Below are 19,991 nucleotides of genomic sequence, written 5' to 3' on the forward strand. Positions count from 1 at the left end.
GAAAAGCGTTCCCAGAATCGCGCCAGCTGTTCGACGCCGTGGAAGAACGTCTCCTCGCTGGCAAGAACAGCGCCGTTGAGTGCGCCGATGCTCGTGCCGACGATCGCGGACACCTGCGCACCCATCTCCGCCATGCAGTCCAGGACGCCCAACTCGTAGGCACCTTTGGCCCGCCGCCAGCCAGGACCAGTCCGATACGCAAGGGGCAGTTTGGGGCTGGCGGTGTCTGGGGTGCGTCGGCGGGGCCGTACGGCGTGTCCTGGGTGAGTGAAGTCCGCGGGGCCAGTCAACAGGCGCTCTCACGTGCCCGCAGTCGGGATCTGCGCGATGCAGCTTCCGCGAACTGCTCCCTGACGAGCTGCCGCAGCAACTCCTCTGCGGTCAGGCTGGTGGCGACGTACCTACTGCCGTTACCGATGGCGCTGCGCAGCGCCGTCCTCGCTGCGGCGTCCGGGGCGACGCCCTGCATGCCGGTTACCAGCGCCGCCTTGCTCAGCGCGGTGGTCAACGGCCCGCGCACGCCCGCCAGTTCGACCCGTAGGCCTTCGCCCAGCAGCTCAGCCAGCATAATCCGGTGGTCGTCGCTGGGCAGATGGCGGGTAGCCGCGGCCAGCAGGTCGGCGACGGGTTTGACGCCGTCGAGGTGGACCATGCCGCTTGCCGAGCGCGGACGACCTTTACCTTTCGTCCGCAGCTCCGCACGTCGTTCGTATTTTCGAACGCGGTTCGTCGCTGCGGTCTGTCGCTTCGGTGTCGGCGTCGGAGTAGGTGGGGTCTTCTTGATGCCGGGCTGCGCTGGTGGCGTTCTGGGCCCGCGCTGGATGACTACCAGTCAGTCGCCCGTGCCGTTGACCGGCCGCCACCTGGCCATCCTGTGATGCCGGAGCCAGGCCGCGGCGGCGAGTCGGATCGCCGCCGCTCACGTGCCCAGGGCCGTCACAGCCCCACTGGCTGCCATTCCTGGTTGGAGCCGCCGTTGGCGGGCCACTGGATGACCTTGGCGCCGTCGGCGGTGGATCCACTCTGCACGTCCGCGCACAGGCCGCTCCTGACGTTGACGAGGCGGTAGTAGCCGCTGGTGGCCGCTGGAACGAGCTTCCACCACTGGTTGGCGGCGTTGGCGTCCGACCACTGGTCCAGGGCTGTGCCGGCGCTGGTGGAGCCGCCCGGGACGTCGAGCACCTTGCCGCTGTTGACGTTGGACAGGCGGAACGAGCCGTCGTAGTCGGGGAGCAGCTTCCACTGCTGGTTCGCGCCGCCCGACCACGTGTACTGGATGACGGGCCCGCCGTTGGAGGTGGAGGCGCCGGAGACGTCCATGACCTTGCCGCTCTTGCGGTTGACCAGCTTGAAGAGGCCGGTCAGCAGGCCGATCGTGATCGTGGTGCTCATTCCTGCGGTCAGCGACACGATGCGGGCGTGGTTGCCCAGCGACGACGTGGTGACCGTCGCACCGGTGCTGATGGATGTGATGCCGCGCCGGCAGATGAAGGTGATGTTCTGGTCGATGTCGGAGGTGAGCTTGACGGTGGCCGTGCGGGCCGCCGTGTCCCAGGACAGCGACTGGATGGTGCTGCGGTTGCGACCGCGGACGCCGTTGATGGTGCCCTTCGTGAGCTGGTCGGGGAGGGCGGGGAGGATCTCAAGGACACCGGGGCGGGTGTAGACGAGTGCTTCGCCGAGGACGGCGGGGATGGTGTTGGCGGCGTCGCAGTTGTAGATGTCCAGGTTGGGGTTGTGGGAGGTCATCAGACTCCGCCACACCATGTTCCTGCCGTAGATCTTCAGCAGGTTGCTGTAGACGCCGGGGCCGTCCTTCAGGCGGGCGCGGGCCAGCGCCCGGTGGAGGCTGCCGTGGGCGGAATAATTCTGGTCGCCTCGCTTGTCCAGGGCCGTGCGGGCGTACTTGACCAGGTCGGGCTTGTCCTCGGGGTTGATCTCGTGCAGCGGCCAGGCGCCGTACAGGTGCTGGACGTGCCGGTGGTTGTAGCGGTCGGTCAGGCCCGGCCAGGACCACTCGGCGAGCGCCCCCTCGTTGTTGACGGTGTAGTCGGGCAGCTTGGCGAGCAGGTCGGTCCAGCGTTGCACGCCCTGGCCGCTGCCCTGCTCCAGGCCAAGGGTGTTGGCCGCGTCGATCGCGGCCTGGAGGGCGTGCCGGCCGGCCATGATGTCGCCGGTGGCGTTGATGCAGAACGCCTGGCCGGTGCTGGTCGGGGTGTTCTCCATGGAGTAGGAGGGGACGAAGACGGCCTTGCCGCTGGAGTCGGTGCGGGTGAGGAAGTCCTCGTAGAACAGGGCCAGTTCCATCAGGGCCGGGCCGAGCTTGTTCTTCAGGAAGGCACTGTCGCCGGCGACCTGGTAGTACTCCAGAAGCGGGTAGAGCAGCCAGTCGGCGCCGCCGGTCCAGGCCTCGCCGGGGAAGCTGCCGCTGTTGAAGTGCAGCATGTGCCCGTACTCGCCGTCGGTCCGGGACGGGGCGAGGAAGCCGCGGACGCCGTAGAGGTTGGTGGCGTTGTCGCGCCAGTGGGCGAGCTGGCCGAGGATGAGGTCGAAGTAGCCCTGCATGGCGTCGGTGAGGTCGAGGATGTTGCCGCCGGCGACCTGGAGGTTGATGTTGGCGTCGGTGGTGAAGTCGTCGGCCCAGGAGCCGTTCCAGGTGCCGGTCCAGATGCCGGTCAGGCGTGGTGGCAGGACGCCACTGGAACTGATGAAGAGATAGCGGCCGGAGTCGTACATCCGCTCCAGCAGCGCGACGTCGATGGCGGAGGCGTTGCTGTTCTGGCGGGCTATGAGCTCGCTGGTGGCCAGCCGGCGGTCGGCGGCGGAGACGTTCAGGTCGATGCTGGAGCGGTCGTACATCGCCTGGTGCTTCGGGGCGTGGCGGCCCAGGAGGGTGGCGTAGTCGGCCGTCAGCGCCGCGAGGGCGGTCTGCAGGGGCTGACTGTTCCAGCCGGTGGAGGTCTCGTACCGGCCGAGCTTGGTCAGCAGCAGCACCTTGGTGGCCTTGGCGACCACCAGGGTCTGCCCGCCGGCGGTGACGGAGGAGCCGCTGCCGGAGACCACGACGCGGGTGACGCCCTCGTAGCCGTAGGCACCCCCGGAGGGGTAGGTGCCGCGCAGGTTCAGGTAACCGTCGCCGCCGGTGACGGCGGCGGTGGCGGAGAAGGACACGCTGGTCGGCACGCCCGCAAGAGCGGTGTTGACGCTGATGGTGGTGTCCACGGTGCGGCCGGTGGCGGGCAGCAGCTCGTGGACGATGACCTGGTCGGCGCGGGAGACGAAGACATGGCGCTTCCAGGTGCCGTACTGGTCGGTCCAGGTGTGGGTGAGTTCTCCGGTGCGGAAGTCGGTGATGCGGGCGAAGTCGTTGACGGTGGTCATGCCCGGGGTCTTCAGCTGCAACTCGTAGCCGGGGTGGAAGGTCTGCGTCCAGCGCAGGCTCCAGCCGCCTGCGAAGGTCGTGGAGGCTCCGGCGTAGTCGCCTGCCAGCGCCTTGTCCCGGGCGGCTTCGAGCTTGCCGGAGATCACCGGGGGCATGACGCTCCGGCTGCCGTTGGGCAGCACGAACCGGTGATGGTTGACGATCATCTTCTCGAGGGGCGGCGCCCCGTAGTAGACGGCCCCGTACTCGCCGTTTCCGCTCAGGAACCCGTCGGTCCAGGCGGAGGCGGTGGCGTTGTCCCATATGCCGCGGTCGGGGAGGGTGACCTGGGGCGGTACGGCCGCCGCGGCCCGGTCGGCGAAGACGAAGCCGGGCAGGGCCGTGGCGCCGGCGGCGAGGGCGGCCGTGGTGAGGAAACGCCGACGGTTGAGGGGAAGGTCGGGCAGTGGCATGGGTCGACTCCGTTGTCGGACGGTGAGTACAACTGGGTCCAGGGGTGCCACCGGTGCGGGTGCGGTGGTGAACAACAGCGCTTCGTCAGACATGCGGTGGCTGCATCAGCCGTCGACGGCAGAACCGGACGGCTGAGGCCGGCCCGCCCCGGGGGGACGGACCGGCCTCGAGTGTCTACGGGGTCACGGTCACCCCGGGCGCCATCTCGGCGGTCCCGTTGGTGAGCTTCCCGGAGCCGGTGGCGCCTTCCGAGCTGACGAAGCGCAGCTCGTGGTTGGTGCCCCCCGCGTTGCCGACGGCGAGCAGGAGCGTGGACTGACCTGCCGCGTAGGCGTTCTGGACGAAGGAGGTGATGTCGACGGTGATGTCGCGGCCGTCGACGGCGTTGCCCTGGTGGGTCCCGCCGCCCTCGGCGATGACGGTGGAACCGAGGTTGAAGGTGGCCGACTTCGCGACGGAGGAGGTCGTGGCGGTGAAGCTCGGCCGGTTCCGCCAGGTCATCGTGTTGATCGGGCAGGACGTGCCGCCGCCGGTGCAGGTGGTGTCGGTGACGGGTTGCACGAGGAGTTGGTCGGTATCAGTCGACGGGACCGACGAATAGCGGTGGCCGACGTAGGTGAGATGGAGTGTCGCCTGGCTCGGTGCCTTGGTGAGGCCGTTGAGAGGGAACTGGATGTAGGAGAGCTTTCCGTCTCCGGATCCGGTGGTGTACTGCTCGCCCATCAGGCCGACCCCGGTGTTGCGGGTGATGAGGGTCAGGTCCGAGGAGTTGTTCTTGGTCTGGTCGCCGGTCCACGCACCCACCCAGGTGTCGCCGTTGGTGAGGGCGCCGGCCTTGACGTTCTGGGTCTGGCCGTTCGCGTCCGTGAAGGTGGACGTCAGAGTGCCGATCCCGCTTGGCGCCAGCGGGAACTGGCTGGAGTACTGGACGAGCTGGCCCCCGACGCGGAGGTTGTTCAGCGTCACGTTCGTGGCGCCGTTCAACGGGCTGCTGTTCGCCTTCTGCTGCGAGAACCAGACGTTGTCGAGTTTGAAGGTGCTGATCGGGGTCTTGGTGTACGTGTACGTGGCGCCCGACCCGTCAGGGTTGGGGGCGAACCCGTAGGTCGCCTGGTCCTCGGCGGTGATGGTCTGGGTGGATCCGTTGCCGCCGTTGAGCCTGATCGGTCCCGACCCGTACCGGGAGGTGTCGAACGAGCTGTTCTTGATCACGATGCTCGAGATGCGCGGGTACGGCTTGGGGCTGTTCTGCGTGAAGATGCCGCCGGCCCCCTGCGAGATGGAGTTGAAGTTGTCGAACGTGTAGTTGTTGAGCTTGTATCCCCACGAACTCCATCCGATGCGGATCGAGTTGCCGGCACCGGCGGACCAGCTCAGCGTGTTGCTGACCGAGATGTTCTTCGACTCCGCGTTGTCCCAGTGGTAGTTGTCGAACCCGAGCTCGTCGGCGACGGCGTCGTGGGCGCCCACCGCGTTGGCATAGCCCTGGACATCGGGGGTGGAGGTGCCGAGCTGGAAGTTGCCCCACACGCCGGCGGCCATCGGGGTGAATCCGTCGCTGGGGTTGTAGTGGCCGGAGGCGAACGCGTCGTCGTTGCCGAGGGTGAAGACGCCGTTGGCGGTGATGTCCTGGCCGCTCGCGAAGTCAATCCCGTCGATCCACGGCTGGGGGTACGGGGTGAGGGCCTTGATGTTGTTGAACGTCACCCTCTTGGCGCTGTGGGTCTCGTAGTTCCACTGCTTCGAGTCGCGCACGTAGGTGTCGTCGAACGTGATGTCCGACGAGTGCATGACCATGACGCCGCCCTGGTGCTGGCTGCGGTAGGCGTCGTGCGAGTCACCGACGCTGCGGGCGTTGTAGTTCGCCACGCCGTTGCCGTCGAAGACGCCGCGGCCGTCGAATTCGATGTTGCTCGAGTTGATGATCCCGACCGCCGGCTCGAACGCCTCCATGTACCCCTGGATGCGGTTCTTCAGCAGGGCCCCTTCCTCGGTGTAGATCCTCAGCTTGCCGCCCTTGAGCTTGCTGCCGTCCAGACCGTTGACCAGGAGACCGGACCACACGTACGTGCCGTTCGGGAAGTAGAGCGTGTTGAGCGCCGTGGGGTTGGCTTTGATCGTGTCGATGGCGGCCTTCAGGGCGTACGTGACGTCGCCAGCGGCCATCGCCCGCACATTCGGGTAGCGCACATTGACGGTGCTCGCGCTCACCAGGGTCCCGGCCGAGGTTTTCTGACCAGCGGGGATGGCGGTGCCGTTGACGGTCTTGCCGGCCATGGAACTCGTCGTCGCGGCGGGAGCCTTCTGAGCCGTGCTGTTCGGGTGCGCCGCGAGGTACTTCGCGGCGAACTCCTGGAAGTTGAGGACACCGGTCTGCAGGTTGACGCCGGAACCGTCCGGTGCGCTCGTGGTGTTCGGACGCTGCGCCGGGTCTTCCAGAGGGTCGTTGATGACCGCCAGGTAGGGCTGTCCCGTCACGCTGGTCGAGTCGCCGTTGACCATCACGATCGCTTGGTTCAACCCGGCGTCGGCTGACATCCGGAACGTCAGGGTGTGCTTGTCCGCGCTCACCGAGACGCTGCCGGACGGGTAGTAGCGCGCCGGGTAGACGTTCACCGTGTCAATCGTGGTGCTGGGCAGCGTGACCGTGATCGTCGGTGTCCGGGAGTCCGACGCGAAGCGCGCGATGTCGAAGTTGTTGCGGTTCGCGGTGTACCGCACAGCCTGGACGGGCGTGCCGGCGACCTGCACCTGGTACTTGGTGGACGCCTGGTCCGGGGACGTCGTCGTACCGCCTCCCACACCCGTCGGCGCGTACGTGTGGACGGTGGTGGCGGCGTGTGCGGGACCGGTGCCGGTGAGCATGAGGCTCGCCACCGCGATGGTGGCGCCGGCAGCGGCCGCGATGAAGCGCTTCACGCGCGAGCTGCGTCGCGCCGGGGCGGGGTTCTGGTCGGCGGCGTCGCCGGCCGGTCTGATCATGCCTGTCTCTCCTCAGGACGAGACCTTTGCAGGTCTGTTCAGGCGCTCGCCGTCTGCTGGAGACGGCGCGGAGCATTCGCGATGCCGCGGCCGGACCGCGGCCGTCGGGGCCGTCGCGGTCGAGAGGACACCCCGACGCACCGAGCGCGGGGCGCGAGATGACATCGAGTGTTGTTGCGCGCGTGGACCAGGGTGACGACAGCACCACGTTGACCGATCCATGAGATCTGGCGTGGCGGGGACGTTACTGCCGCATTTCCGGAGCCGTCAATGCTCCGCGCACGTCAAGTCGCGAAAACAATCATGACCTGCGCATGGCGCCCTACCGCGCTCCGTAAGGGCTGGAACCACTGCCGCGGCGCAAAGTCTTGCCCTGCCCCGACAGCCGTCCTACAGTGACGCCACTTTCGTGGATCGATAAATGTTTTGGGGAGACTACGTGGTGACTATGGCGGATGTGGCCGCGAGGGCGGGAGTCACCAAACAGACCGTCTCCAACGTGGTTTCGGGCAAGAAGGTGCGGCCGGAGACGCTGGCGAAGGTGAACAAGGCGATCGCCGAACTCGGTTACAAGCCGAACCTGGTGGCGCGCTCGCTGCGCACGGGCAGCACGTCGACGGTGGGGCTGTTCGTGCCGTCGGTGGCCAACCCGTTCTATTCGGAGATGGTCGAGGAGGTGGAGAGCCTCCTGGTCGGCCGCGGATACAACCTGCTCCTCGCCACGACGCGCGACGATCCCGATTACACCCGGGCCCACCTGGAGAACCTCGCCGCGCGCTCGGTGGACGCACTGCTGGCCGCCGGGGACAACGGCGTCGATCAGCAGCTGCCGATGCTCGCCGCAGCCGACTTCCCGGTCGCGCTGATCGCCTGGGAGGGAGACCCGCCGACCACGCTCCCGGTGGTGTCCATCGACTACCAGCACGCCGGGTTCCTGGCCGGGTGCCACCTGCGGGATCTCGGCCACCGGAACATCGCGGTGGTCGCCGACCTCCCCGCGCACACGCCGCGCGTCGCGGGGTTGCGCCGGGCGTTCGCTCCCGACGGGCTGGACGACCGCAAGGTGTTCGCCTGCACCAGCGACGACGCCGCCGGCGGGTTCGCCGCGGCCTGCGCGGCGCTGGACGCGGATCCGGAGCTGACGGCGATCTTCGCCACCCACGACATCCTGGCCGTCGGTGCCATCGAGGCGGTGGTCCGGTCCGGGCGGCGGGTCCCCGACGACGTCAGCGTCGTCGGCTTCGACGACATCGCCCAAGTCGGGCGGATCCGACCGGCACTGACCACGGTCACCTTCCCCAAACGCGAAATGGCCCAGCAGGCAGTCGAACTACTGCTACGAGCCGTCGACTCCGGCCGGCCGCCGACCAACGTCGTATCGCTGCTGCGCCCGACCCTGACCGTAAGGGACAGCAGCGGCCCCGCCCGGCGCGACCGCTGAGCGCCTGGCACCGCTTGACCTGCCACGGCACACCCATGAGCCGTCGGCACAGTCCTTCCCAGCCGTTTCCCGCCACCACGAGGGCATTCCGAGAGGTAACTCCTTTACTGATGAACGGCCTCGACCCCAACGCCTACGTCGAAGACCGGTCGCCGGGCACCGGACGGCTGTGGCCGCGCGCCGCGTTCGCTTCCGACCTGCCCACGATCGCGCTCGACGGCGACTGGAGATTCCGACTGGCGTCAGGGCTGGACGACCTCACCGGGGACTTCGCCGCGCCGGACTTCGACGACACCGCCTGGGAGCTGCTCGCCGTGCCGTCCTGCTGGCAGATGACCGGCCTGCCCGGCGAGCCGCGCTACGGCGCCCCGGCCTACACCAACATCCTGTACCCGTTCCCGGTCGACCCGCCGCGGGTGCCCCGCCAGAACCCGACCGGCGAGTACCGCCGCGAGTTCGACGTTCCGGACGGGTTCCCGGCATCGGCCGCGGTGCTCCGGTTCGAGGGCGTCGACTCCGCGTTCGCGGTGTGGCTCAACGGGATCCGGCTCGGCGACGGCAAGGGCAGCCGGCTGACCACCGAGTTCGACGTCTCCGCCGCTCTGCGGCCCGGCCGGAACGTGCTCGCGGTCCGCGTGCACCAGTGGTCGTCCGGCAGCTACCTGGAAGACCAGGACATGTGGTGGCTGTCCGGGATCTTCCGGTCGGTGTCCGTGGCCGCACGCGGTGTCGAGGACTTCTTCGTCCACACCGCCTACGACCACACGACGGGGCAGGGCACCCTGGCCGTCGACGTCACCGCCCCCACCCGGGTGTCCCTGTCGGTGCCCGAGCTCGGCATATCCGCCGCCGATCCGGCCGGCCCGCACGTGATCGACGGCATCGAGCCCTGGTCGGACGAGCGGCCGCGCCTGTACGCGGGGGAACTGGTCTCCGAAGCCGGGGAGCGGATACCGCTGCGCATCGGCTTCCGCACCGTGGCCGTCGTGGACGGCGTCCTGACCGTGAACGGCAGGCCGATCTCGCTGCGGGGCGTCAACCGCCACGAATGGCATCCGCTGACGGGGCGGACCCTGACCGAGGACACCATGGTGGCCGACGTGCTGCTCATGAAGCAGCACAACATCAACGCGGTGCGCACCGCCCACTACCCACCCGACCACCGTTTCCTGGACCTGTGCGACGAGCACGGCCTGTGGGTGTTCTGCGAGGGCGACCTCGAGACGCACGGCTTCGAACCCGGCGGTTGGCGGCGCAACCCCAGCGACGACCCCGCGTGGCGCGAGGCCTACCTGGACCGGACCGCGCGGCTGGTGGAACGCGACAAGAACCACCCCTCGGTCATCGTCTGGTCGCTGGGCAACGAGTCCGGCACCGGAGCCAACCTGGCCGCCGCGGCCGCGTGGATCCGGCAGCGCGACGACAGCCGCCTGATCCACTACGAGGGCGACTTCGCGAGCTGCGCGTACGTCGACCTGTACTCCCGCATGTACATCGGCGTGGACGAGCTGGCCGTGGTGGGGCGCGGCCAGGAGGCACTGACGGCTGATCCGGCCGACGACGCACACCGCCGCGCCCTGCCGGCCGTGCTGTGCGAATACGGACACGCCATGGGCACCGGCCCCGGCGGGCTGTCCGAGTACCAGCAGGTCATCGAGGCCCATCCGCGCCTGGCCGGTGGATTCATCTGGGAGTGGATCGACCACGGGATCGCCCGGCTCACCGGGCAGGAGGACCCCCACTCGTTCTACGCCTACGGCGGCGACTTCGGCGAGGAGGTCCACGACGGCAATTTCGTCGCCGACGGGCTGCTCTTCCCCGACCGCACGCCGTCGCCGGGCCTGGTCGAGTACAAGAAGGTCATCGAACCGGTCCGGATCCACATCGACCCGGCGACTCGGCAGATCGGCGTGCACAACCTGCACCACGTCCGCGACAGCGGCTACCTGGACTTTCGGTGGACCGTCGAGGACGGCGGCGAGCCGGTGGGCTCCGGCGGCCTGACCGTACCCGCGACCGCTCCGGGCGCGACGACAACCGTCGCGTGGCCCGCCGACGTCACCGCCGCGCTCGATGCGGCGCGCAAGAACGACTCCGGCCACGAGGTGTGGCTGACCGTGACCGCGGTGCTCGCCGCCGACGAGACCTGGGCCGGGGCCGGCCACGAGATCGCCTGGTCCCAGGGGCTGGTCGTGGCTCCGGCCGCCTCGCCCGTCCCCTTCACTCCGGCGCCGGCGATCGCCCATGACGGGTACATCGCACTGGCTCCCGCGCGGTTCGACGCCCGCAGCGGGGTGCTGATACGGCTCGGCGACCTGGAGCTCGACGGTCCGAGGCTGGACGTCTGGCGGGCCCCGATCGACAACGACCTGCTCAGCGCCTTCGGTGAGCAGCAGATCGGCGCTTGGCTCGCCGCCGGACTGCACCGGATGCGCCACGATGTCCTGGGTGTCGAGCCCGACGCGTCGGGACTCACGGTCACCGCCCGGCTGGCCGCCGCCGGGTCCTCCTGCGGGCTCGGCGTGGTCTACCGCTGGACGGCCTGCGACACACCGGATGCGGGCCAGGCCCGGCTCCGGCTGGAAACCGTCGTCACGTCCGACGGCCCATGGTCGGTGCCGCTGCCCCGACTGGGTGTCGCGATGTCGCTGCCCGGCACCGACGCCGAAGTCGAGTGGTTCGGTCCCGGTCCCGGTGAGGCGTACCGCGACTCCCGCGCCGCGGCTCGCGTCGGCCGCCACCGGTCGACCGTCTCCGCGATGCAGGTCCCTCAGGTCCGCCCGCAGGAGAACGGCAACCGCCACCAAGTCCGCCGCGCCGGGATCACAACTCCGGGCGGCACCCTGCTCATCACCGGCGCCCCGGTCATCGACCTGACCGTGCGTCCCTGGAGCACCGACGCCTTGGCCGCCGCGGCCCACCAGCACGACCTGGTCCGCGACGGCAGACTCCACCTGCACCTTGACCACGCCCACCACGGCTTGGGCAGCACGGCCTGCGGCCCGGGCCCGTCGGCACCGCACTTCCTGGCCGCGGTCACCACGGCGTTCGGCGTGGAGTTCAGCACCAGCCGGTAGACGGGCCTTGCCCGCCCGCCCACCGGCCATCCAGCAAGTCCGCCCCTGTCACAGAAGGTTCCTCACATGAACAGCACCACCATACGCACCCGCAGACTCCTGACGATCACCACCGCGGCGCTCCTCGTGGCCGGCCTCGGCGCGTGCAGCAGCACCAAGAGCACCTCCGACAACTCCGAGAAGAGCCAGGCCGGGCCGGTGAAGATGGAATTCTGGGGCTGGGCCGGCTACGAGAAGATCGTCGACCAGTGGAACGCCTCCCACCCGAACGCCAAGGTCACCTACAAGAAGATTCCGTCGGGCGGCACGGGCGGCTACACCCAGATCAGCAACGCGATCACCGCCGGCGAGGGCCCGTGCCTGGCCCAGATCGAGTACCAGGCCATCCCGTCCATGCTCGTGAAGAACAGCGTCATGGACATCACGAAGTACGCGAGCGCCGACATGGCCAAGTACGCCCCGTCGGCGGTCTCCGCTTCCAGCATCGGCGGCAAGATCTACGGAGTCCCGGTGGACGTCGGCCCGATGGTCCTCTTCTACCGCAAGGACCTGTTCGCCAAGTACGGCATCACCAAGCCGCCGGCCACCTGGGCCGAGTACAAGGCCGACGCCAAGAAGGTCGCCGCCGCCGATCCGAGCGTGAAGTTCGGCAACGCGCCCAGCGAGGGCAACGATCTGGCGGCCTACAGCCTGCAGACCGGCCAGTCCTGGTACTCGGTCCAGGGAAACAGCTGGACCGTCAGCATCGACAACCCCGGCACCCGCAAGGTCGCCGAATTCTGGCAGGACCTGACGGACAAGGGTCTGGTGTCGAAGACCGGCAACGCCTGGGACCCGAAGTTCAACAAGGCCGCCACAGCCGGCAAGGTGCTGACGTTCGTCAACGCGTCCTGGGCCGCCGGCGGCCTGAAGTCCGACCTGAAGGACCTGTCCGGCAAGTGGGCGGTCGCCCCGATGCCGACCTGGGAGGCCGGCGACGGCAAGAGCTCCAGCAACGGCGGCTCGGCCACCTCGGTGATGACCGGGTGCAAGTCGCCCCGCGAAGCCGCGCAGTTCGCCGCGTTCCTGTCCAGCGACCCGCAGGCCGTGAAGACGGGCATCGAAAGCGGGCTTTACCCGGCGTCGAAGGCCGGACAGGACGACCCGGCGCTGAAGGCAGGTGACCCGTACTTCGGCGGCCAGAAGGTCGGCGACGTCTACAAGGCCTCCGCCGCGCAGGTGCCCAGCACCTGGACCAACGGCCCGACCTATCAGCAGGTCCAGACGGACCTCACCGGCGCCATGGGCAAGGGCACCCTGCCGGACGCGGTCACCAAGGTCCAGGCCTCGACGGTCGCCGCGATCAAGAAGCTCGGACTGTCGGTGACCAACGGCTGAGGCAGCGGGACTCCAACCGCCCGAAGGATTCCCGCGGCCGCCCATACCGGCGCCGCGGGGACCCGCTCCCTGACGACGAACCGCCCAGCGAGGTTTTCATGAGCAGTCCCAGCAGCACCCGGACCGCGTCACCGCCGCGGCGGGCGCCCGCGGCCACCCGCCGCGCCTCCCCCGCCGGTCGGCCGCGGCGCACTGGCCGCCGCAGCGCGTTGACCGCGTCCGGTTTCCTGGCACCGTTCGCGGTGCTCTTCTTGACCATGATGGTCGCGCCGATCGGGTACGCGATCTACCAGAGCTTCTTCACCGTCCGCCGCGCCGGGCTGTTCGGCGGTGCGCAGTCCACCGAGTTCGCGGGACTGTCCAACTACGCCGCCGCCTTCAGCGACCACGACTTCACCGCGTCGATCGTCCGGGTCGCGCTGCTGGGCTGCGTTCAGGTCCCGGTCATGCTCGGCCTGGCCCTCTTGCTCGCGCTCCTGCTGGACTCCCGCTCGGCCCGGCTGCGGAAGACCTACCGGCTCACGTTCTTCCTGCCCTACGCGCTGCCGGGTGCGATCGCCGCTTTGATGTGGTCCTTCCTCCTGGCGAAAGACCTCTCGCCGTTCACCGGACCGCTGTCCCATCTCGGGATCGACGTCGACTTCCTGTCGCCGTCGTGGGTTCCGGTCTCGATCGGGAACATGATCACGTGGGGCTGGACCGGCTACAACATGCTGATCATCTACTCCGCGCTGCAGACGATCCCGGCGGAGGTGATGGAGGCCGCCGCGCTCGACGGCTGCACCGGATGGCGCCTGGCGTGGGCGGTGAAGATCCCGCTGGTACGTCCCGCGCTGGTGCTGACCACGATCTTCTCCATCATCGGGACGGCGCAGCTGTACACCGAGCCGGCGGTGCTGGTCAGCGCGCGCATCCCGGGCATCGACCCGAAGTTCTCCCCGATCATGAACGCGACCCTGGGCATGGACGTGGGCGGCCAGAACCTGGCCGCCGCCCAGTCCGTCGTGCTCGCGGTGATCACCCTCGTGCTCTCGTTCGGCTTTCTCAAGTACAACCAGCGCAAGGGAGCGATGGCATGAGCGTGATTTCGGCCGGCCGACCGACCCGTCCGACCCGACCGGCCCGCCGCGGCACCGACATCGCGAGCAAGGTCGTCGTCAACGGCATGCTGGGCCTGATGGCCCTGTACACGCTGATCCCGCTGTGGTGGCTGTTCGTCTCCGCGACCAAAGCCTCGGGCTACCTCTATACCGGTACGCCGCTGTGGTTCTCCCACTTCGACCTGGTCACCAACATCCAAGACGTGTTCAGCTTCGAGGGCGGCATCTTCTCCACCTGGCTCGCCAACAGCGCGCTGTACAGTTTCGTCGGCGCCACCGTCGGCACCCTGCTGTCCGCGATGGCCGGCTACGCGCTGTCCAAGTTCAGCTTCCGCGGCCGGGAAAGCGTGTTCAACGTCGTCCTCGCCTCGGTTCTCATCCCGGCGCCGATGTTCGCCCTGCCGTTGTTCCTGCTCATGGCCAAGCTCGACATCACCAACTCCTACTGGTCGGTGCTGCTGCCCAGCTGTGTCAGCCCGTTCGGCGTCTACCTGTGCCGGATCTTCGCCGCGGCGTCCGTCCCGGACGAACTCCTCGAGGCCGCACGGCTCGATGGAGCAGGCGAACAGCGCACCTTCTTCCGGATCGCCCTGCCGCTGATGTCCCCGGCACTGGTGACCGTCTTCCTGTTCCAGTTCGTCGGCATCTGGAACAACTACCTGCTGCCCTCGCTCATGCTCAACACCCCCTCACTGCAGCCCGTCACGGTGGGCCTGGTGCAGTGGCGCGCGCAGTTCGCCAGCGGAGTGCCGCCGTTGCTGCCGATCACCGGTGCGTTCCTGTCGCTGATCCCTCTGCTCGTCGCCTTCGTCAGCCTCCAGCGGTACTGGCGCAAGGGCCTGACCGCAGGCGCCGTCAAGTAGCGCGTTCGCTGCCCCACTCCCGCCCTGAACTGCAAAGGACCACTGAATTGCCCCGGGCCCACATCAAGCTCGACAAGCAGGCCGTCATCGCTCCCGTCCGGCGCCGCACCTTCGGCTCGTTCGTCGAACACCTCGGTCGCTGCGTGTACACCGGGCTCTACGAGCCGGAACACCCGAGCGCGAACGACGAAGGGTTCCGTATGGACGTCGTCGCGCTCGTCAGGGAGCTCGGCAGCACGACCATCCGCTACCCGGGCGGCAACTTCGTCTCCGGGTTCCGCTGGGAGGACTCCGTCGGCCCGCGCGACAAGCGCCCGGTGCGCCGCGACCTCGCCTGGCACTCGCTGGAGTCGAACCAGGTCGGCCTGGACGAGTTCGCCCGCTGGCTGGGGCTCACCGACTCCGAGCTGATGCTCGCGGTGAACCTCGGCACGCGGGGCATCCAGCCCGCCCTGGACCTGCTCGAGTACGCCAACCACCCCTCCGGTACGGCGCTGTCGGACCTGCGTGTCGCCAACGGCACGCCGGAGCCGCACAACGTACGCATGTGGTGTCTCGGCAACGAGATGGACGGACCCTGGCAGACCGGCTTCATGACGGCCGACGACTACGGCAAGCTCGCCGCCCGTACCGCCGGCGCGATGAAGATGGCCGACAAGGACCTCGAACTCGTGGTCTGCGGCTCCTCCGGCTCCTGGATGCCGACCTTCGGCGACTGGGAGCGCACGGTGCTCGAGCACACCTACGACCACGTCGACTACGTCTCCTGCCACGCCTACTACCAGGAGCTCGACGGCGACCTCGGCTCCTTCCTCGCCTCGGCGACCGACATGGACTACTTCATCGACACCGTCGTCGCGACCGCCGACCACGTGGGGTACAAGAAACGCTCCAAGAAGAAGATCAACATCTCGTTCGACGAGTGGAACGTCTGGTACCAGAAGGAGTTCCACGAGTCCGACGAGGTCAACGACGAGTGGCGGCACGCCCCCCGGCAGCTGGAGGACGTCTACTCGGTGGCGGACGCCGTCGTCGTCGGCAACCTTCTGATGACGCTGCTCAAGCACAGCGACCGCGTCACCTCGGCCTCGCTCGCGCAACTGGTCAACGTGATCGCGCCGATCATGACCGAGCCCGGCGGCCCTGCCTGGCGGCAGACGACCTTCTACCCGTTCTCGATCACCAGCCGGCTTGCCGCCGGTGAGGTGATCCGGCCCGTTGTCGAAGCACCGACCTACACGACGGCACGGCATGGCGAGGCGTCTGTCGTCGACGCCGTCGCGACCGTCGACGAGGACCGGGCCGCGGTCTTCCTCGTCAACCGCGGGCTTATGCAGGCCACTCAGGTCACGGTCGATGTGCGCAGCCTTGGCTCCTCGCGGATTCTGGAGGCGGTCACACTCGCCGACCCGGATGCGTATGCGAAGAACACACTCACCGAGCAGAACCGCGTGACCCCGCACGCGAACCCGAGCGCGATCCTGTCCGACGGCCTGCTCAGTATCGAGCTGCCGGCGGTGTCGTGGACCGCGATCGCGCTGGGCTGAGTGACTGTCACCGCCGCCGGCATGCAAGACCGCGACGGCGCTCACCGACTGCTGGCGCTGCTGCGCGAACGGTTCTCCACGATCAGTCTCGTCCGGGCCGATGGCGGCTACGCCGGACGTCTGGTGGCCTGAGCCAAGACCGTTCTGCGGCTGACCGTGACAATCGTCAAACGTACCGACAAAATCGCCGGTTTCGTTGTGCTGCCCCGCAGGTGGGTCATCGAGACGTGTCAAGCGCAGTGCACTCATGAAGGTGGTTCGGCTGGGGTCCCTCGGCGTCGCTCCAGAGGCGGCGGCTGTACCAGCCGGGCGGACGAGTCGCCGTTCGCGTAGTTCGGCGAGTTTGTGCTGGTCAACGTGGGCGACGAGCCGGGGCGGCCAGCAGCTCTCTCGGCGTGTGGCGATCCAGCCGCGGTTGATCCAGGCGTAGAGGGTGGCGGTGGTCATGTCCAACTCCGCGGCCAGGTGTTTGAGCCACGACTCATCCTGGCCTGGATCTTCTCCGTCAGGTGCGGGGCGGTGGACTCGGCCAGCGGGCAGCCGAGTTGGCGCATGAGGTTGCGGATGGTGTTCGAGGTGATCCGCTTGCCGCCCTCGGCCGGCCGGTAGCCCTCGGCTTCGAGGCGTCGGCGATCCGCTGGCGCCGATGCCCTGGCCTGCGAGTTCACGGATGCGGTCGACCAGTTGCGGGTAGTACGACAGCTGGTTGAGCCGCTGGATCGGGCGGACGAGCTCGCCCGAGGTGGTGGCACCGCCGGCCCGGACGACGGTCGCCTTCACGCGTTCGCTGGTGCCGATCACCGTGACGATGACCTTGTCGACGATCGGGCGGACGATCTCCTTGCGGTCCGTGACCGTGGTTCTCTTCGCATGCCACAGCCCGGGGATGTCACTGGCCAGAGCGGTGATGGTCTGCCGCTCGGCCGGGGTGAGGACGCGGGGGCTGGTGCGGGTGAAGCGGTCATGCTCCTCGCGGAGTTTCTGCTCGTTGGCCAGTGAGGTCTCCCACTCCTTCTCCAACTGGCGCACGACCAGGCGGTTTTCGGTTCGGCGAGGTGGTAGCAGCGCCGGGCGCGGTCGGCCTCGTACTCGGCCCGCTCCAGCTTTTGTGACCGCAGCTCTTCCAGTTCGGCCCGCTCGGGGAAGACCAGGGCGACCTGTACCGGGGCAACCGGCTGGCCCGCGCCGAGAAGCTGTTCCCGGACCACGCGGCCGACCTCGCGCTGACGCTGCCGGAGCGGGACTTCCTGTCCGCCGCGCCGGACACCTGGGCGGCGGAGCGGCGGGCCGCAACACCGCATCCTGACCGTGTCACTGTCCGCCGTCCTGGCGGTGCCGCTGCGGACGGCCCTCGCCGTCTGGCAGGCCTACGCCGACAACGCGCGCCGGCGCACCCAGGAAGCGGCCCGCCAGGTCGCCGACGTGGCAGACGCGCTGCGCACCACCGACCCGCGCACCGCGCTGGTGCTGGGCGCGGCCGCCTGGCGCGTCGCCGAGCTGCCCGAGTCCCGCCGCGCCCTGCTCGGCTCTTCGGTGAAGGTGTCCGTCTCCGGCTGGGCGAGAGGAGCCCGTGCAGATGCTGCCCGAGTCCGTGCAGCCGCTCGCCGCCGTAGGCCTCGAAGTGCTGTTCCGTCCGGCCGCCGGCGGCATGGACGCGGGGACCGGGATGATGGGTGTACGGGGACCTGTCGGCGAGGAGTTCACGGCCCGAGGCGGAGTGCCGGAACCTCAGCCGGCCGTCCGGCAGCCTCGACAGCGAGGTGGCCGTTGACCAGACGGGCAGAGCCGTCTTCTGCAACGGACACTTCGACGTGGGGGGAGGGCGGCGGGCTCTCCAGCGCCCCGGGAGCGGCGGGGTCGACCGTCCCGGAGAAGGCCCGAACCCCGAACCGCGTGCGGTAGCGCACAGCGCGTGCAGGGAGCCCGACTGTGGTCAGTCACCGGACTTTTCGTGTCACCGCGGGTGTCACTCCGCGTTGCGGCGGGCCTGGCCGCGGCGGCGGAGCAGCAGGAGGCCGCCGGCTACCGCGGTGACGCCGGTCGCCGCCGTCCACAGAGCGAGGTCCGAGGCGCCGGTGGCAGCCAGGCCCTCGCCGCTCTTCCCGCCCTGGGTGCTGACGTCCCCGGAGGACTGCCCGGCCGGGGACTTGGACGAACCGGATGACCCGGAGGCACCGGACTTGGCGGCCGTCGACTTCGACGGGGACGGTGAGGCCGCCGCCTCGGCCGCGGTGGCCTTGTCCCGGGTGTACGCCAGGGTGCCGAAGCCGAGTTCGTCGAATCCGCCGCTGTTCGGGCCGTAGTCGCCGCCGCCTCCCTCGGGCCCGCTGCGGGCCAGCATCTCGCGGGTGTTCGGCATGGCCATGCCGCGCCTTTTGGCGTAGTGGTTGTAGACCCGCGCCCAGACCGGGCGCCCACCGCCTCGGCCGCCTTCGGAGATGACGGTCTGCTCCGTGTTCAAACAGTGCACGCCGTTTGTCCAGGTGTAGGTGGTGTAGGGCACCTCGTAGCCGAGGTTGTACCGGGCGACGTACTCGCACGCCTTGCGGAACCTGGAGTCCTCCGCGCCGTAGAGGTCGACGCCCTGGTTCCAGGCCATCTCGCAGATGGTGCCCATCAGGCCGATACCCATCAGGCTGTGGCCCTGGTCGCGCCCGCTCTCCTGCCACTGGGCCAGGCCCACGTCGTTGTAGACGTAGGGGATCGCCTTGGCCAGCGAGCCGTTGCCTTCGCCGTGGTAGAAGTAGTCCACTGTCTCGTCGAACTTGGCCCGGTCATCGCAGAGGATCCCGATGGCCATGATCGAGGCCATGGTGCACAGGTCCCAGTTCGCCCAGTAGTGGCCGATGCAATTGGTCTCGCGGTACATCATGTGGCGGTTCATCGGATAGAAGTGCTTGACCAGCATGTCCTGGAAACGGGCCAGGTCGAAGCCGGGGTAGCCGCGCAAGAGCTCGCCGGCGTTGGCGAACTGGTACCCGTAGATGCCCGCCAGGAGCACGACTTCGGAGCCTCCACCGATGCCCTTCAGCGTCCCCGACCAGGCGTTGCAGATGTCCCGTGCGGTGTCGGCGTGTGCGGTGTCGCCGGTGATCTTCCAGCGCAGCGCGTTCTGGTAGGCGGCGTGGACGTCGTGGTAGAGAGCCCCGTAGTTCTGGACGCCGCTCCCTCCCCGGATCGAGGTCGTCAGCGGGTTGGGCCGCCATGTGCTCTGCGAGTGACGGTTGGCGGTGAGCCTGGCGAAACCCGCCGTGTAGGGGGCGGCGCCCGCCTTCACCTTGGCGGCCATGCGCTCGAGATCGGCCCGGGTGTGGAGCATCCCGGGATGCGCGAAGGCTGTGCCCGCCGCCGTCGCGGGGGAGGCGGCCACGCCCGTGCCGATACCGACCGCGCCGGTCGCCGCTCCCGCGGCCTTGAGCATGCTGCGTCGGCTGATCCGAAGTGTCACTGTGTCGTTCCTTGGGCTCTTGTGGGGACAGTGCCTACGTAGGGAGACGTGATACGGAGCGGGCGATAACACAAAAGTGGGCACCACCGATGAAAGGCAGCTGGTCTTGACGGTCCTCCGTCATGGGACTCGGCGTCACCCGGACACATCTGGACAGGCAGGTCGACGATGGCGGACGCTCCCAGGAACACCCCCGTGGGCCGGCAACTCCAGGTGAAGACGCACGGCCTCGATGTCATCCGCGACGCGGAACGCAGGGGCGCTCCCCCGTCACCGGGGCAAACGGCACGAGCTACGGTCTCAACCCACAGGGCAATCTGC

General features: G+C 68.8%; 13 protein-coding genes. 7 read left to right on the forward strand and 6 right to left on the reverse strand.

Annotation, left to right across the window (positions count from 1 at the left end):
• The 4 genes from IF78_RS50945 to IF78_RS0129910 form a co-directional block, all read right to left on the reverse strand.
• A partial coding sequence (locus IF78_RS50945; RefSeq protein ID WP_369122759.1) for a patatin-like phospholipase family protein occupies positions 1-290 on the reverse strand: 290 nt, incomplete at its 3' end.
• Positions 287-652: a hypothetical protein gene (locus IF78_RS0129900; protein WP_031485994.1), complete on the reverse strand. Its 366-nt coding sequence runs from the start codon at positions 650-652 to the stop codon at positions 287-289. The genes IF78_RS0129900 and IF78_RS50945, both read right to left, overlap by 4 nt.
• Positions 653-936: 284 nt before the next feature.
• A complete protein-coding gene (locus IF78_RS0129905) occupies positions 937-3,834 on the reverse strand; it encodes a glycosyl hydrolase family 95 catalytic domain-containing protein (RefSeq protein ID WP_031485995.1) in 2,898 nt (965 codons plus the stop codon).
• A gap of 175 nt (positions 3,835-4,009) precedes the next feature.
• Entirely contained in the window at positions 4,010-6,817 is a 2,808-nt protein-coding gene (locus IF78_RS0129910) for a DNRLRE domain-containing protein (RefSeq protein WP_031485996.1), read from the reverse strand.
• Between the two features lie 448 nt (positions 6,818-7,265).
• Between IF78_RS0129910 and IF78_RS0129915 the strand changes: the two genes are divergently transcribed.
• The 6 genes from IF78_RS0129915 (at position 7,266) to arfA (ending at position 16,222) form a co-directional block, all read left to right on the forward strand.
• A complete protein-coding gene (locus IF78_RS0129915) occupies positions 7,266-8,258 on the forward strand; it encodes a LacI family DNA-binding transcriptional regulator (protein WP_324617295.1) in 993 nt (330 codons plus the stop codon).
• Positions 8,259-8,368: 110 nt separating this feature from the next.
• Complete coding sequence (locus IF78_RS0129920; protein ID WP_031485998.1) at positions 8,369-11,335, forward strand: glycoside hydrolase family 2 TIM barrel-domain containing protein; 2,967 nt, start codon at positions 8,369-8,371, stop codon at positions 11,333-11,335.
• A 66-nt stretch (positions 11,336-11,401) separates the two neighbouring features.
• Positions 11,402-12,712: an ABC transporter substrate-binding protein gene (locus tag IF78_RS0129925; RefSeq protein WP_031485999.1), complete on the forward strand. Its 1,311-nt coding sequence runs from the start codon at positions 11,402-11,404 to the stop codon at positions 12,710-12,712.
• Between the two features lie 98 nt (positions 12,713-12,810).
• Positions 12,811-13,791, forward strand: coding sequence for a carbohydrate ABC transporter permease (locus tag IF78_RS0129930; protein WP_031486000.1), 981 nt, complete (start codon positions 12,811-12,813; stop codon positions 13,789-13,791).
• Complete coding sequence (locus tag IF78_RS0129935; RefSeq protein ID WP_031486001.1) at positions 13,788-14,675, forward strand: carbohydrate ABC transporter permease; 888 nt, start codon at positions 13,788-13,790, stop codon at positions 14,673-14,675. The genes IF78_RS0129930 and IF78_RS0129935 overlap by 4 nt, the downstream gene beginning before the upstream one ends.
• Positions 14,676-14,722: 47 nt before the next feature.
• Positions 14,723-16,222, forward strand: a complete 1,500-nt coding sequence (gene arfA / locus IF78_RS0129940; protein ID WP_031486002.1) for an arabinosylfuranosidase ArfA — start codon at positions 14,723-14,725, stop codon at positions 16,220-16,222.
• A 443-nt stretch (positions 16,223-16,665) separates the two neighbouring features.
• Here arfA and IF78_RS48580 read toward each other — a convergent pair whose 3' ends face one another.
• Complete coding sequence (locus IF78_RS48580) at positions 16,666-16,890, reverse strand: hypothetical protein (RefSeq protein ID WP_158751539.1); 225 nt, start codon at positions 16,888-16,890, stop codon at positions 16,666-16,668.
• A gap of 908 nt (positions 16,891-17,798) precedes the next feature.
• Between IF78_RS48580 and IF78_RS48585 the strand changes: the two genes are divergently transcribed.
• Positions 17,799-17,993: a hypothetical protein gene (locus tag IF78_RS48585; RefSeq protein WP_031486004.1), complete on the forward strand. Its 195-nt coding sequence runs from the start codon at positions 17,799-17,801 to the stop codon at positions 17,991-17,993.
• A 195-nt stretch (positions 17,994-18,188) separates the two neighbouring features.
• Here IF78_RS48585 and IF78_RS0129960 read toward each other — a convergent pair whose 3' ends face one another.
• Entirely contained in the window at positions 18,189-19,670 is a 1,482-nt protein-coding gene (locus tag IF78_RS0129960) for an alginate lyase family protein (protein WP_267882981.1), read from the reverse strand.
• Between the last annotated feature and the right edge of the window lie 321 nt (positions 19,671-19,991).

Source organism: Streptomyces bicolor, from assembly GCF_000719285.1.
Taxonomy (GTDB): domain Bacteria; phylum Actinomycetota; class Actinomycetes; order Streptomycetales; family Streptomycetaceae; genus Streptomyces; species Streptomyces bicolor.

Coding starts and splice junctions, on each gene's coding strand:
- IF78_RS0129900 (WP_031485994.1), bottom strand. CDS start 652: ATGGTCCACCTCGACGGCGTCAAACCCGTCGCCGACCTGCTGGCCGCG.
- IF78_RS0129905 (WP_031485995.1), bottom strand. CDS start 3,834: ATGCCACTGCCCGACCTTCCCCTCAACCGTCGGCGTTTCCTCACCACG.
- IF78_RS0129910 (WP_031485996.1), bottom strand. CDS start 6,817: ATGATCAGACCGGCCGGCGACGCCGCCGACCAGAACCCCGCCCCGGCG.
- IF78_RS0129915 (WP_324617295.1), top strand. CDS start 7,266: ATGGCGGATGTGGCCGCGAGGGCGGGAGTCACCAAACAGACCGTCTCC.
- IF78_RS0129920 (WP_031485998.1), top strand. CDS start 8,369: ATGAACGGCCTCGACCCCAACGCCTACGTCGAAGACCGGTCGCCGGGC.
- IF78_RS0129925 (WP_031485999.1), top strand. CDS start 11,402: ATGAACAGCACCACCATACGCACCCGCAGACTCCTGACGATCACCACC.
- IF78_RS0129930 (WP_031486000.1), top strand. CDS start 12,811: ATGAGCAGTCCCAGCAGCACCCGGACCGCGTCACCGCCGCGGCGGGCG.
- IF78_RS0129935 (WP_031486001.1), top strand. CDS start 13,788: ATGAGCGTGATTTCGGCCGGCCGACCGACCCGTCCGACCCGACCGGCC.
- IF78_RS48585 (WP_031486004.1), top strand. CDS start 17,799: ATGCTGCCCGAGTCCGTGCAGCCGCTCGCCGCCGTAGGCCTCGAAGTG.